Source organism: Collimonas humicola, assembly GCF_018304945.1.
GTDB lineage: Bacteria > Pseudomonadota > Gammaproteobacteria > Burkholderiales > Burkholderiaceae_D > Collimonas > Collimonas humicola.
The window spans coordinates 120409-135417 of sequence record NZ_JAGQEE010000002.1; the positions used below are offsets into that span (position 1 = coordinate 120409).

General features: G+C 52.8%; 8 protein-coding genes. 1 reads left to right on the forward strand and 7 read right to left on the reverse strand.

Annotated elements, in window-relative coordinates:
* Nucleotides 1–45: 45 nt before the first annotated feature.
* The 3 genes from KHU30_RS09275 to KHU30_RS25550 form a co-directional block, all read right to left on the reverse strand.
* Nucleotides 46–1467, reverse strand: a complete 1422-nt coding sequence (locus KHU30_RS09275; protein WP_211442383.1) for an HlyD family type I secretion periplasmic adaptor subunit — start codon at nucleotides 1465–1467, stop codon at nucleotides 46–48.
* Between the two features lie 9 nt (nucleotides 1468–1476).
* Nucleotides 1477–3684, reverse strand: a complete 2208-nt coding sequence (locus KHU30_RS09280; protein ID WP_211442384.1) for a type I secretion system permease/ATPase — start codon at nucleotides 3682–3684, stop codon at nucleotides 1477–1479.
* Between the two features lie 92 nt (nucleotides 3685–3776).
* The gene (locus KHU30_RS25550) at nucleotides 3777–9590 is read right to left on the reverse strand and encodes a calcium-binding protein (protein WP_211442385.1); all 5814 of its coding nucleotides are present in this window, start codon (nucleotides 9588–9590) and stop codon (nucleotides 3777–3779) included.
* A 1305-nt stretch (nucleotides 9591–10895) separates the two neighbouring features.
* Here KHU30_RS25550 and KHU30_RS25145 point away from each other — a divergent pair.
* Nucleotides 10896–11390, forward strand: a complete 495-nt coding sequence (locus KHU30_RS25145) for a pilin (protein ID WP_211442386.1) — start codon at nucleotides 10896–10898, stop codon at nucleotides 11388–11390.
* A gap of 261 nt (nucleotides 11391–11651) precedes the next feature.
* Here KHU30_RS25145 and KHU30_RS09295 read toward each other — a convergent pair whose 3' ends face one another.
* From KHU30_RS09295 to phnD, 4 genes are all read right to left on the reverse strand, one after another.
* Nucleotides 11652–12503, reverse strand: coding sequence for a D-hexose-6-phosphate mutarotase (locus KHU30_RS09295; protein ID WP_211442387.1), 852 nt, complete (start codon nucleotides 12501–12503; stop codon nucleotides 11652–11654).
* 92 nt (nucleotides 12504–12595) lie between these two features.
* A complete protein-coding gene (locus KHU30_RS09300) occupies nucleotides 12596–13087 on the reverse strand; it encodes a GNAT family N-acetyltransferase (protein ID WP_211442388.1) in 492 nt (163 codons plus the stop codon).
* Between the two features lie 137 nt (nucleotides 13088–13224).
* A complete protein-coding gene (gene phnE, locus KHU30_RS09305) occupies nucleotides 13225–14004 on the reverse strand; it encodes a phosphonate ABC transporter, permease protein PhnE (RefSeq protein ID WP_407928050.1) in 780 nt (259 codons plus the stop codon).
* Nucleotides 14005–14031: 27 nt separating this feature from the next.
* Complete coding sequence (gene phnD / locus KHU30_RS09310; RefSeq protein ID WP_211442390.1) at nucleotides 14032–15006, reverse strand: phosphonate ABC transporter substrate-binding protein; 975 nt, start codon at nucleotides 15004–15006, stop codon at nucleotides 14032–14034.
* Nucleotides 15007–15009: the final 3 nt, after the last annotated feature.

A 15009-nucleotide genomic window follows, 5' to 3' on the forward strand; every position in this document is an offset into this window, starting at 1 on the left:
CCGATGTTTACGGGTTGTCACGTAATCTATCCACGCTGAGAAGGGTTACCGTTCTCGCAAGCTCTCATGACCGTACTGTATGAGCGGGCTCAAGAAATATTCAATTACTCGTCGTTTACCGGTCTTGATCTCGACCGATACCGCCATGCCCGGGCTTAGATTGACATCGGCGCCATCGACGTTAATTTTGGCGCGCTCCATCTTGACCCGCGTCGAATAAATTAATCCGCGCTTCTCATCATTGATTGCATCGTGAGAGACAGATGCAACCTTGGCATGAATTGTGCCGTATTTAGTGTATTGGAAAGTCTCGATTTTGATCTCCGCATCCTGATTGACCTTGACGAAGCCGATGTCCTTATTCTCCAGGAAAGCCTCTACTTCCAACGGATTATCGCCTGGTACGATGACCATCACCGGCTGCGCCGGAGTCACCACGCCACCAACCGTATGCATCGCCAATTGTTGCACCGTGCCATCCACTGGCGATATTAACTGCATCAATTTTCCACGCGAATCTGCCTTCAGCAATTCCTGCTCCAGCACCGCAGCCTGTTGCTGACCGTCAGTAATGCTGTCCAAGCTAACTCGACGCGTTTCTGCTGTAATCTCTGCTCGTTGTCCACGTGCTACGCGCGATGAAGCTTCTATTTCTTTCAGTCGACTACGCAGATTGGCCAAATCGCCTTCTTGTTCAATCCGCACCTGTTCACGTTCAAGATAGCCATGCTCTGAAATAAATTTATCTTTCAACATGCTCTTGAAATCTTCGGCGCGGCGGCGTGCAATCGGCATTGTCTGCGCAAGTTTATTCACCAATTCCTGTGTAGAACGCCACTCAGCATCGCGTTGAGAAATTTCCGCCTCAACACGATTGAGCTTGGCGACATATTCGTCGTATTGTCCTAAAAGCAGGCGTTGTGCCTCCTGAAATTTTGCATCGTCAACATCGGCGGGACGCTGCAACCTCGGGGGCATTCCGCTATCGATTACCACGAGCATTGCCTGGCCTCTCGCCACTAGCAGCCGTGCCACTGCAAGGTCGCTCACGACACGATCCTTATCGGCTGTCGCCACGGTCGCATCGAGTTCGATCAATACATCTCCTGCCTTGACGAATTGACCATCGCTCACATGAATAGCCTTAATGGCTGCCGTCTCGAATGGTTGAATAGTTTTAGTGCGGTCATTTGGCACCACCTTTCCTTGCGCGGTAGCCACAACGTCAATTTGACCAAAAAATGCCCATAGCAACGCAATGGCTGTAAAACCAATCAACATCCACATGGCCATACGCGGGGCAGGTGACACTGGCGTTTCTTGCAGCGATAAAGCCGCTGGTAAAAATTGCACCTCATGTGGTAGCCGCTGTACGCTCCCCGTGCTGGCACGATGTTGCCATGCGTGCTGGAAGGCTGCGCCGTACCGTTTTAAAAGATCACCGAAAGCTTGCAACTGTGGACTCATCTTCACTCTTCAGCCTTGCTGCAAGCAATGCAAGCGCGAATAATGACCAGCCTCATGCTGGAGCAGCTCAGCATGCGTTCCTGCTTCAACGATCTGACCACGATCCATGACGACGATGCGGTTCGCATCCCGCACCGCTGAGAGGCGGTGGGCAATAATAATGACCGTGCGACCTTTGCAAATGGCCTTCATATTGTCTTGAACGATGCGCTCGCTTTCGTAGTCCAGCGCACTGGTGGCCTCGTCAAAAATCAGCACGCGCGGGTTAGTCATCAAAGCGCGGGCAATTGCGATGCGCTGGCGTTGTCCACCCGAGAGGGTAGAGCCATGCTCGCCCACCAGGGTATCGTAGCCTTCAGGCAACTCCAGAATGAATTCATGCGCCCCCGCGAGTTTGGCTGCTTGAATCACTGCCGCCAGAGGAGCCCCCGGGTCGGCCAAGGCAATGTTGTCGCGGATACTACGAGCGAACAGCACGTTTTCTTGTAGCACCACGCCGATCTGACGGCGCAGTGAGGTGGAGTCAGCCAGCGCCAAATCCATGCCATCGACCAGCACCCGGCCACGCTCTGGCACAAATAGGCGCTGCACCAGCTTGGTCAAAGTGCTCTTGCCTGAACCAGAACGCCCGACGATGCCAATCACTTCTCCAGCGGCAATGTCTATCGACACATTCCTAAGCACCTCCGGCCCGTCAGGCCTATAACGAAACACCACCTCATCAAGCGTGATGCGCCCGCTCAACGCTGGCAACGCGCTCTTGTTGCCCGCAATCTCCGTAGGGGTATTCAGAATGTCGCCCAGGCGCTGAACAGAAATCCCTGTTTGCTGAAAATCAGTCCACAACTGCGCCAGCCGCATGACCGGTTGCGCCACCTGACCTGCCAGCATGTTGAAGGCTATCAACTGACCAACTGTCAGGTAATTGTCGATCACCAGCCGTGCGCCCACATACATGGTGGCCACTGTCACCAGTTTTGAGATCAAGGTCACGCCACTGTTGGCAAATGTGCCGACAGTGGCGGTCTTGAAACTCGAGGACACATAGGCGGCCAACTGATTGTCCCATTTGCGGGCCCAGTGTGGCTCCACCGCCATCGCCTTGACGGTATCGATGCCGCTGATGGTCTCCACCAGAAAGGCCTGATTCTCCGCGCCGCGATTAAACTTCTCATGCAAGCGTGCTCGCAGCAAGGGTGTGAACAGAGCCGACAAGATCACGTAGCATGGTAGCGAAATCACGACGATCAAGGTCAGCCAGCCGCTGTAGTGCAGCATTACGGCAATGAACACCACCGAAAACAACAGGTCCAGCACCAGAGTGACGGCATTGCCAGTCAAGAAAGATCGGATATTCTCTAGCTCGCGCACTCGCGCCACTGAATCACCGACGCGCCGCGCCTGGAAATAGGCCAGTGGCAAGGTTAACAAATGCCGAAACAAGCGAGCGCCCAGTTCCACGTCAATGCGGCTGGTGGTGTGCGCAAACACAAAACTGCGCAAGGCGGTAAGCGAGACCTCGAACAGCACAACTACTGTCAAGCCGATAGCAATCACATCCAAGGTAGTAAAGCCGCGATGCACCAACACCTTGTCCATCACCACCTGGAAGAATAACGGCGTAATCAGCGCAAAGAATTGCAAGACAAAGCTGACCAGCAAGACTTCCAGCAGCAGCTTGCGGTACTTTACAATGGCCGGGATGAACCAGGTGAAATCGAATTTGGTCAACTCACCCACCGCTGAAGCGCGCGAGGCGAACAAGATCACCTCGCCCGACCAGCGCACTTGCAGTTCGATGAGATTCAACGTCTCGGGACGGCCGACCGAGGGCGATTGAATCAGTACCTGATCGCCATCCACACGTGCCAGAATGAAGAAATCAATCGATCCGTCATCGCCATTCCCTACGACCACAGCGGGCAACGGCGTCTTGGCCAGTCGCCCCACATCCACTTTCACGGCTTTGGCTTGCAGCCCAAGGCGTTTGGCTGCCAGCAACAGGTCGGTCGTACCCAAGGAGCCGCCAGTTGCTGTCAATTCATGTGTTAATTGATCTGCGTCGGCCGCCACGCCGTGCAAGCGCGCCATCATCACCAAACACGCCAAGCCGGTGTCGATATTGGGCAGCGAGGAAGAGGGTGGCTCCTGTTCTGTTGTTGAGCCGGTGATCGTCGGCCCTTTTTTGAGCAGGTTATCGCGGGGTACTTGTATCATCAAACGCTGTTCTCTTCATCCACATGGCCCCATGGGTCTTGGCTGAAAGCCAAGACCCATGGGGCGCAACGCCGTAGCCTTGGGCGCATGACTTACTTCCAGCTAGCAGCGATCACCGGGTTCAGCGCCGTTTGGTAATCCGCCGGGAGCGTGGTCTGACCCGCAGCAGGCGGCACGAAGGCTGCCATTGCGGAGACTAGGGCATCGACTTGACTTTCCAGCAGATGCTTGCCGTTACCCAAATCGAACCCGTCCACATGGTAGGCCGACCCGCTGTACCAGTCTCGCACCGTCAACTTGTCGTTGGTTTCCATCAACGTCAGTAGGAGATCGTTGCCCGTACGCTGCAGCCAGATTTGGCTCTCTGATACGTCAGCGCCAATCATCACACGGTCGCTTTCAGTTCCAGTAGAATCGTAGTTGTTGATGATATCTTTTCCCGAGCCTTTGCCGAACAGGTAAATGTCGTTGCCCGCACCGCCATTCAGGGTGTCGTTGCCATTACCACCATTGAGAATATCGTTGCCAATCCCGCCATCCAGCGTGTGAGCCATTTCCCGCCCCGTCAGCGTATTGTCGCCAGCCAAGCCCTGCATATGGTTCACTATGCCGGCAAAGCCGGTATAGATATCATTGCCAGCGGTACCCACCACCCGCTTTGCAATGTCTTCCAACGTCCAGGTCACGCCATCGCTAAATATGAACTGCTCAACCTGGTAGTTACTGTTGTAGAAGTAGCTCTCAACCGTCAGCTCATCAGACGTTCCGTATTTGATTATCAAGTTAGTACCATCACGCATGACTGCTAAAATTTCGCTTGACGCCACATCCGTAAATTGCACCACATCGGTATTCTTCTCTTCTAAAAAGGGCTCCCTGATGACATCAATCCCGTCACCCTTCGACAACACATAAGTGTCGTTGCCAGCTCCACCTTTGAGTACATCGTTGCCGACGCCGCCTAACAAGATGTCGTTGCCAATGCCGCCATCGAGTGTGTCGTTACCAATACCACCATCCAGCGTGTCAGCCATTTCCCGGCCCGTCAGCGTATCGTCGCCCGCCAAGCCTTGCATATGGTTCACTATGCCGGCAAAGCCAGTATAGATATCATTGCCAGCAGTACCCACCACCCGCTTTGCAATGTCCTCCAACGTCCAGGTCACGCCATCACTAAATATGAACTGCTCAACTTGGTAGTTACTGTTGTAGAAGTAGCTCTCAACCCTCAACTCATCAGACGTCCCGTATTTGATTATCAAGTTAGTACCATCACGCATGACTGCTAAAATTTCACTTGACGCCACATCCGTAAATTGCACCACGTCGGTATTCTTCTCTTCTAAAAAGGGCTCCCTGATGACATCAATCCCGTCACCCTTCGACAACACATAAATGTCGTTGCCAGCTCCGCCTTTGAGTACATCGTTGCCGACGCCGCCTAACAAGATGTCGTTGCCAATGCCGCCATCGAGTGTGTCGTTACCAATACCACCATCCAGCGTGTCAGCCATTTCCCGGCCCGTCAGCGTATCGTCGCCCGCCAAGCCTTGCATATGGTTCACTATGCCGGCAAAGCCAGTATAGATATCATTGCCAGCAGTACCCACCACCCGCTTTGCAATGTCTTCCAACGTCCAGGTTACGCCATCACTGAATGTGAACTGCTCAACCTGGTAGTGACTACTGTAGAAGTAGCTTTCAACCCTCAGCTCATCAGACGTCCCGTATTTGATTATCAAGTTGGTACCATCACGCATGACTGCTAAAATTTCGCTTGACGCCACATCCGTAAATTGCACCACATCGGTATTCTTCTCTTCTAAAAAGGGCTCCCTGATGACATCAATCCCGTCACCCTTCGACAACACATAAGTGTCGTTGCCAGCTCCACCTTTGAGTACATCGTTGCCGACGCCGCCTAACAAGATGTCGTTGCCAATGCCGCCATCGAGTGTATCGTTACCAATACCACCATCCAGCGTGTCAGCCATTTCCCGGCCCGTCAGCGTATCGTCGCCCGCCAAGCCTTGCATATGGTTCACTATGCCGGCAAAGCCGGTATAGATATCATTGCCAGCAGTACCCACCACCCGCTTTGCAATGTCTTCCAACGTCCAGGTCACGCCATCACTAAATATGAACTGCTCAACCTGGTAGTTACTGTTGTAGAAGTAGCTCTCAACCCTCAGCTCATCAGACGTCCCGTATTTGATTATCAAGTTAGTACCATCACGCATGACTGCTAAAATTTCACTTGACGCCACATCCGTAAATTGCACCACATCGGTATTCTTCTCTTCTAAAAAGGGCTCCCTGATGACATCAATCCCGTCACCCTTCGACAACACATAAGTGTCGTTGCCAGCTCCGCCTTTGAGTACATCGTTGCCAACGCCACCTAACAAGATGTCGTTATCATCATTTCCATAGAGAGTATCGTTGCCGACGCCGCCTAACAAGATGTCGTTGCCAATGCCGCCATCGAGTGTGTCGTTACCAATACCACCATCCAGCGTGTCAGCCATTTCCCGGCCCGTCAGCGTATCGTCGCCAGCCAAGCCCTGCATATGGTTCACTATGCCGGCAAAGCCAGTATAGATATCGTTGCCAGCAGTACCTACCACCCGTTTTGCAATGTCTTCCAACGTCCAGGTTACGCCATCACTGAATGTGAACTGCTCAACCTGGTAGTGACTACTGTAGAAGTAGCTCTCAACCCTCAGCTCATCAGACGTCCCGTATTTGATTATCAAGTTGGTACCATCACGCATGACTGCTAAAATTTCGCTTGACGCCACATCCGTAAATTGCACCACATCGGTATTCTTCTCTTCTAAAAAGGGCTCCCTGATGACATCAATCCCGTCACCCTTCGACAACACATAAGTGTCGTTGCCAGCTCCACCTTTGAGTACATCGTTGCCGACGCCGCCTAACAAGATGTCGTTGCCAATGCCGCCATCGAGTGTGTCGTTACCAATACCACCATCCAGCGTGTCAGCCATTTCCCGGCCCGTCAGCGTATCGTCTCCCGCCAAGCCTTGCATATGGTTCACTATGCCGGCAAAGCCGGTATAGATATCATTGCCAGCGGTACCCACCACCCGCTTTGCAATGTCTTCCAACGTCCAGGTCACGCCATCACTAAATATGAACTGCTCAACCTGGTAGTTACTGTTGTAGAAGTAGCTCTCAACCGTCAGCTCATCAGACGTTCCGTATTTGATTATCAAGTTAGTACCATCACGCATGACTGCTAAAATTTCGCTTGACGCCACATCCGTAAATTGCACCACATCGGTATTCTTCTCTTCTAAAAAGGGCTCCCTGATGACATCAATCCCGTCACCCTTCGACAACACATAAGTGTCGTTGCCAGCTCCACCTTTGAGTACATCGTTGCCGACGCCGCCTAACAAGATGTCGTTGCCAATGCCGCCATCGAGTGTGTCGTTACCAATACCACCATCCAGCGTGTCAGCCATTTCCCGGCCCGTCAGCGTATCGTCGCCCGCCAAGCCTTGCATTTGGTTCACTATGCCGGCAAAGCCGGTATAGATATCATTGCCAGCGGTACCCACCACCCGCTTTGCAATGTCTTCCAACGTCCAGGTCACGCCATCACTAAATATGAACTGCTCAACCTGGTAGTTACTGTTGTAGAAGTAGCTCTCAACCGTCAGTTCATCAGACGTCCCGTATTTGATTATCAAGTTAGTACCATCACGCATGACTGCTAAAATTTCGCTTGACGCCACATCCGTAAATTGCACCACATCGGTATTCTTCTCTTCTAAAAAGGGCTCCTTGATGACATCAATCCCGTCACCCTTCGACAACACATAAGTGTCGTTGCCAGCTCCGCCTTTGAGTACATCGCTGCCAATCCCACCATTCAGCGTGTCAGCCCCCGCCCCACCTTCCAATATGTCATTTCCACCACCGCCGATCAGGATGTCGTCACCATCTGCTGTTTTGATGGTATCTGCTCCGCTCGAGCCAACGATCAAATCTGGCCGCGATGTGCCGGTGAGGTTGTGTTCAGTGGCGGCGGCGAAGCGAACTGTCCAGCTGCTCAGTTCTTCGCTAAATGCGCCCAGATCAGGCGCGAGATTGAGTTGGGTGACAAGGAAGTCGATGGCGTTCCAGTTTAGATTCTTCAGGCGGCTTTCTCCAGCCGCACTCAGAAATTCGACAAGATCAATGATCCCATCTCTTGGATTCTCTGCAATGGCTTGTTTGAAGGCATTCTCAAGAAGTTCAAAATCAAACATGTTTTGGCTGCCATTGGGCGCTATGCCAATTTTCTCAAAATACGGTGCCAATCGTGTTTGAAGCAATAGAGATTCGTAGATGTCGGTCTGAAACCTACTATATGCCAAGGAGATGCTGAAAATTTGCTCAGCCGTCAACGTTACTGTGACGTTGCCCGAGGTCGAATCCAGAGGCGTAAAGCGCGCCTGGCCACCCGCACCTCCATAGGTGAAACCCATAAATCTCTCGACTATTCCCAATTTACGGATGAAGTCGTCATATTCCGCCGTCCCTGTGGTCAAACCGGCGAGGTTATAAGTAAGTTTGACTCCCTGATCTGAAAGTGCGTCGGCCTGCATCTTCAACGATTTTAGATCAGACGTATCAGCCCACTCCTCGATAAAGCTGCCTAGCAGGTCAAGTTGTGCTTGCCGTGTAGCCTGCTGAGTATAATCCTGCACCAAATTTCCCAGGGACGGCGAAAGACTAATTGCTTCACTCAAATCGCGCACGCGGCCAGATCCTCGCATGCCTGGTAATTCTCTGGCTTGATCGGTCAAGGGGACACGATCAGTGAATTCACGGTAAAAGGTATCGACCAACAGGTCAAGATTGGCTGCGGTAGAATTTGTTTCACCCGTTATGCCCGTTGCGCCATTGGAGCGTGTGAAAATACCTGCCGCTGTCTGAATATTTCCGTTCCCCAAATCGGTACGCACTGCTGTTGAATTCACTTCAATCGAAACAATATCATTCGCGCTCAACGTAGTCAGTTCATCCGCTTGACTAATGCCGTCCTGGTTCAAGTCACGCCAAATGCGCAAGTTAGCAAAAACGTCGTCGGCTGCGTCAATTTTTCCATCTTTATTGACGTCAAAATCCTTAAGTGCATCAAAGCCATCGATGGCAAATTGGCCATTGCTTTTTATCGTATCGACACCGAATAATTCACGGCCAGAATCGATACTGCCATTGCCGTTTCGGTCAAGTACAAGCCAGCCATCGTCAGGTTTAACCCAGCCGGTTCCCGTTTTGACACCATCGCCATCGTGGTCAAACAAAATGGTCGTGCCGTCACTGGTACTGGTGGTTTCTACGCCGTCACCGTCAAGATCCAAGGCAAGCGGATCACGTCGCGGGGGTGTAGTTCCGCCGGCGCCAGCGGAACCTCCGCCGCTGCCAATGCCGCCGGCTGCTCCACGGCCGCCTCCAGCCCCACCAACGCCTCCAGTAGTTCCATTCCACCTATCTATCCCTAAAGCATCGTCGATAAATCTGAACGCTGGGTCGAGCGTTCCATTTTTCGATACATAATCCCGCCCCCATTCAATAAGCGCGTCGGTAGCTTCTTCTGCACCGATTTCCGAAATCTCCTTCCAAATTTTTTGCTCTTTAAGATACTCATCATGAGCCATGTTCTTGCGAATTGAATCGAATACGCGATCCAGCCCCGTCTTTTGAACGGCACCCACAAAACCACCTGCAACATATCCGACACCAATTCCTGCGGCTATCTCTGCAAGTTTTGTAGCCACCTCAAGTGCAGCATCATCAGACTGAGTCCTTTGGTATAGATCATAGGCATCAGATAACTGAGAGGTCTTCTTTTTTAGCCACAAACCCATGCCAACATATTTTGCGACGCTCATTAATTCGGTCTCCTCAAATATCTATGAGATTCAAAAGCTGCTCCAACAAAGACACACACCACAACCGAAAACTCTATCTGACTGAATAATCCATCTATCCCATAGCGCCCGTACAGGAAAGTCCCGAGCAGAGAAAGCAGAATAAATTTTCCTATTGTTATTTTGAATAAGGGATTACCCCTAATTTGAATGCTTGTAGAGCAGTCAAGTCTTCGTATGGCGCCTAACTCTCTGAAAAAATAAGTCGTAGCAAAAAAAAATATCAGGAAAAAAATCTGCGAATCCTTTTGAGAAAATCGTGGGTATTTGAGCCCGACTTCGTAAAGAACCCATCCAGTAATCGCAGACACGGCTAGCATCAATAGATACGTAATTTTCAAATACTGCGTCATATCCCTCTTTCTCTTGCTTTCCCACGACACCCCAAAGTACACGGCGATGCAATTTGATGTTCCATACCGTCAAATCCAACGCCTACTCGTGCGCTACACAAAACATCGGACTCGTTTTTCCGATCGCGAGAATCTCATCGCGGTCACACTCATGCAAGTTCCTACATGTGCGCAATCACCTACGAAGGCAGGCACGTGATTCGCACTCAATAAATCGATTCCGTACATTAATGACTACCGCTGCACTTTTGGCCAAAACGTCGGATAAATCAGCACTTGCTTACGGTTTTATCTCCTACGCTCATATCCCACTCGATAGATATTTTCCATTCAGGATAAATTCCGCTGGCGGCGAAGCCGCATTTTCAATTTGGGCGCGCCGATGAATCCGATGGTGATGTTTTTTTGTTTTCCCGATGCGGGCTTCATGGCGGCATCTCGCACAATATTGCAGGTGCGAGGAAACGGACTGCTCCTGTTGCAGAAGCAGTAAATTGGTAACGTTGGCATAACCGGCAGCCGACACAAATCTCCCGCATATGTACGCGCAGATCTTTCGACGATCTCATCACTGTCGCTACAAATTTCTGTAAACCTTAATCACTTTCGTCCTCAGTTTAGGGCGACCGCTCATTTCAATAGTACGAGCTATCGATAAACTCGAGCATGTCTTGTCGCATCCCATATTGCATTAGCGTGCACTAGCAAGATCGGCATCAGACGTCAGGTGTCGGATCAAATCGACGGCGGCAAAGAAGCAGCCTTTTTCCTTTTGCAAATTTGTCGACGCAATGTCGATGATCTGACAAACATCCTCGCTTTTCACGCAGAGCCAGTCGGCATTTTCGATTTTCTGATGCCAGGAAATCGCTGATTCCTCGCGCGCGAAATTTTCTCTTGATGGGATAGGAAAATGAAAAAAATTAACATGGTGAAATCCGGACAACGTGGCTTCACGTTGATCGAATTAATGATTGTGGTGGCGATTATTGGCATCTTGGCGACATTAGCATTACCGGCCTATCAAGATTACACAATCCGTGCCAAAGTCTCTGAAGGGCTGTCTTTAGCTGCGCCAGCGAAGCTGGCGTTGGCCGAAGCGGCAGCACATGGGAGCATTAATACGGTGACAAATGCCACCGGGCCAGATAATCTTACGGGTCTGCCCGCTGCAACAACTTTTAACAGCAAATTGGTGGAAAGTGTTACAGCTGTAGGAACCAGTGCGGCTAATGCCAATCCTCAGACGGCAACCATCACTATCCTGTACCTACCTGCGGGGACCAATGTTCCGGCGGCTATGGGAGGGAAAAAGCTGGTACTTAACGGTTCTTTCGGCGTAGGTAGTTCCATTTGGACGATTGACGCTGCTACAGACTTGGAACCACACCATCGGCCCAGAATTTAAATACCTGGTATTTAACGAAACAGATTTTATATCTTAACCCCACCACTCTATATGGGGATGACAGCAATACCGCTCAGTAATGATCCGAGCGGTATTGCTCATTTATCCCTGCTTAGGGACAAGGATGCAAGCGCTTTCCACCACGCCCGGGCTTTTGTGCGTTGAGTGATGAACGTCAGCAACGTTTGTGTCTGGATTCGAACTCTTGCTCTGACTTGCTGGTGTCTGCCAACTGATAGATAACATCTACCAACAGAAAAATCAGTCGAGCAGCACACACTCCAAATTTTGATATCCAGCCCAGCTGGCATGCGGCGCCAGCGTGACCGAATGCACGACGGCAGCGGCTTCCACACAAACGAAATGCTGGTAGGAATCGAGCTTCAGGTCGGCCATTTTTTCACAGCCGTTTTCCCATGGATTCCAGACGACCGCATCGGTAAATCCGGATTGCGTCGCGATGATGCTGTGCTTGCGGCCGCTGACGGTAATCGGCTTGTCGACTGAAAAATACACGCGATCGACTTCCCTTGTGATGTGCAAAACCTCTTCTTCCGCCTGCTTGATGCGGCGGCCGTCGACTGAATCGCGATAACGATAGCCGCTCAGGCCGTACAGCGCCGTGTCGGCAATTTGCGCATTCAGGTAAGTATGCAGAGCGCTGGTGAAATCGAAAGATTGGTCGCCGGTGTTGGTAACGATCAACTCGGTATTCAGTGTCTGCCCAGAAAATTTGACGCGCAGCTCCAACGCAAAGGCGTGAGGAAAAATTTCCCGGGTTTCTTCAGAATCGCGCAGGCCAAGCCGCAGCAATCCGCTGCCGTCGACCTGCCGCGACGACTCCAGCAAAGTCCATGGACTGACACGGGCAAAGCCGTGCTTGGGCAAGGGTCCTTCGCTGGAAAATTGCGGGAAAACCACCGGGATGCCGCCGCGGATCGGGCTATCGCTGCGCCAGCTATTCAATGGGCTCATGAACAAGCGTTCGACGCCGTCCGGCGTGCGCCAGGAACAGACGTGGCCGCCGTGCAAGGTGATCTCCACCTGCGCGCCGTCGGCTGCGGTGGCGACGATGAATTCGTTAGTCGGTTGATGGTTGTGCGGATTGGGCAAGGTCAGTCTCCTCTGGCTATCCTCCCATTATGCTCCCGAGCCTTGTATTTCCCAATACCTGGCCGGTCCCCGGATGGCAGCCGGCACGGTTGTTATGCCGGCTTGGGAACCGGCACCGCCAGGCTGATGCCATGCTGCTTGAAACCGAAATTTTCGTAGAAGCGATGGGCGTCCATGCGCTTGAGGTTGGAAGACAGCGCGATCTTGTAACAACCGGCCTCGCCGGCAATCCGCACCGCGTGATCGAGCATCGCGCTACCGATGCCCTGCCCCCGGCAGGCGCGGCTGACGACGACGGCGTCCAGTACGGCCTGCTGGGTGCCTTCATGGGTCAGGCTGCAAAATACCAGGATGCTGAAGGTGCCAACCGCGACGTCGTCGGCAAAGACCAGGTAGGCCCGGAAATAGGGATAGGCGGCCATCCTGCCCATGATCTGGCGCGCGCCGTCGGCATCCAGCGTGGCGTCGCGCGCCGGCTCTTCATCCATGTCGGCCAGCAGGGCTACCAGGGTTTCGGCATCGTCAGGGGTGGCCTGGCGCACGGTCAGATGCGGCGCCGGCTCGATGGCGGTTGAAGAAGTCATGCGTCGTTACTCCGGGTCGGATTGATACGGGAAAATAAAGATCATGCCGAAAATCCGGCGCAAAAAAAAATGGCGCCATCGGCTTGCGATACCTCGCAAGCGATGCGCCATCAACGGGGATGCGTACAGAAACTTAATTAAATAAACAGCTTGCGCATGCGCGACGACACCAGGTCGATCAGGCTGACTGCAATCACGATCATGATCAACACCGAGCATGTCTGTGCGTATTCGAAACTGCGGATGACTTCCCACAGGATCACACCGATGCCGCCGGCGCCGACCATGCCAACCACTGTCGCCGAACGCACATTGGCTTCGAAGCGATACAGCACGTAGGAAATCCAGAGCGGCATCACTTGCGGCAACACGCCGTAGACGATTTCTTCCAGCGCGTTGGCGCCGGTGGCACGGATACCTTCGACCGGTTGCGGGTCGATGGCTTCCACGGCCTCCGAAAACAGTTTCGACAAGGTCCCGGTGGTAGCAACAAACAACGCCAGCACGCCAGCAAACGGCCCCAGACCAACCGCCACCACGAACAGCATCGCGAACACCATTTCATTGATCGCCCGTGCCGCATCCATCAAACGGCGCACCGGCTGGTTGACCCAGGCTGGCGCGATATTCGAGGATGCCAGCAAGCCGCACGGTACTGCGCAGACCACTGCCAGCGCGGTGCCCCAGACCGCAATCTGTATCGTCACCAGCAGCTCTTGCAGATAAGTGCGCCACTCGTGAAAGTCAGGCGGGAAGAAGCTGGCGGCGTAGGTTCCCATGTTGCCGCCGTCGCGCAGCAGTTCCAGCGGGCGCATGTCAGCGCCCTTCCAGGAGGCGATCAGGACTGCCAGCAGCACGCCCCAGAACAACGTGCGGCCAATCGATTGCTTTGGCGGCTCAGGGAACGTAGTTTGCATTTTCAGAGGTACGGAACTTGTCATTGCTTAGGATTTGGCCAGGTCGGACATTTTGCGGTTGATGTCATCCAGCTTGGCCTTCTTTTCGTCGGCGCTCAGATTGGTGTCGGATTCAATCTTGCCTTTTTGCTTGAACAGTTCCAGCTGACGGATAGGGTTCAATTGGACATCGGTGGATTCTGCAAAGCCGCTATATTGCAGCTTGGCCAGCTGGGCTTTTTCCTGCGCGGCGTTAGGACCCGTCTTGCCGTAGTTGATGAAGAAATCCTTGATCTTGGCCTTGGTGTCGGCCGGCAGGTCCTTGCGCCATACCAGCGGATCGGCAGCGATCAGCGGCGACTTCCAGACGACGCGCACTTCCTTGGCGACGGCCGGCTGGCGCTCTTCAACGCGGTCCATGGTGTCGGATGCGAACACGGCGGAATCAAGCTGCTTGTTGGCGACAGCCAGGATGTTGGCTTCGTGATTGGACGTACGGATTGCCTTGAATGCGGTCTTCGGATCGACATTGTTCTTGGCGAAGATATAGTAGTTCGGCAGCAGGAAGCCGGAAGTCGAATTCGGATCGCCGATGCCGAAAGTCAGGCTCTTGGAATTCTTCAGGACGTCTTCGATGCTCTTGTACGGGCTGTCCTTCTGCACGCCGACCAGGCTGTAGTAGCCCGATGTGCCGTCCGGATTGACGACATGGGCGAACACTTCGCCGCTGGCGCGGTCGACCGCTTCCATGGCCGACTTGTTGCCGAACCAGCCCATCTGCACTTTGCCGAAGCGCATGCCTTCGATGATGCCTGCGTAGTCGGAGGCAAAGAAGCCATTCACCTTGATGCCGATGCGCTTGCTCATTTCGTCCAGTACCGGCTGCCAGTCCTGCTTCAGGTTTTGCGACGATTCAGTGGAGATGATGCCGAAGTTCAGCACCTTGGCGTCGTCGGCATGGGCAGCGGTCGCCGCCAGCATCGCCATGCTCATTGCGACGCCGGAAAATAATTTTGCAAACATGAT

Excerpts from the sequence above, each read along its gene's own strand:
- KHU30_RS09275 (WP_211442383.1), bottom strand. The coding sequence starts at position 1,467 with ATGAGTCCACAGTTGCAAGCTTTCGGTGATCTTTTAAAACGGTACGGC.
- KHU30_RS09280 (WP_211442384.1), bottom strand. The coding sequence starts at position 3,684 with ATGATACAAGTACCCCGCGATAACCTGCTCAAAAAAGGGCCGACGATC.
- KHU30_RS25550 (WP_211442385.1), bottom strand. The coding sequence starts at position 9,590 with ATGAGCGTCGCAAAATATGTTGGCATGGGTTTGTGGCTAAAAAAGAAG.
- KHU30_RS25145 (WP_211442386.1), top strand. The coding sequence starts at position 10,896 with ATGAAAAAAATTAACATGGTGAAATCCGGACAACGTGGCTTCACGTTG.
- KHU30_RS09300 (WP_211442388.1), bottom strand. The coding sequence starts at position 13,087 with ATGACTTCTTCAACCGCCATCGAGCCGGCGCCGCATCTGACCGTGCGC.
- phnE (WP_407928050.1), bottom strand. The coding sequence starts at position 14,004 with ATGCAAACTACGTTCCCTGAGCCGCCAAAGCAATCGATTGGCCGCACG.
- phnD (WP_211442390.1), bottom strand. The coding sequence starts at position 15,006 with ATGTTTGCAAAATTATTTTCCGGCGTCGCAATGAGCATGGCGATGCTG.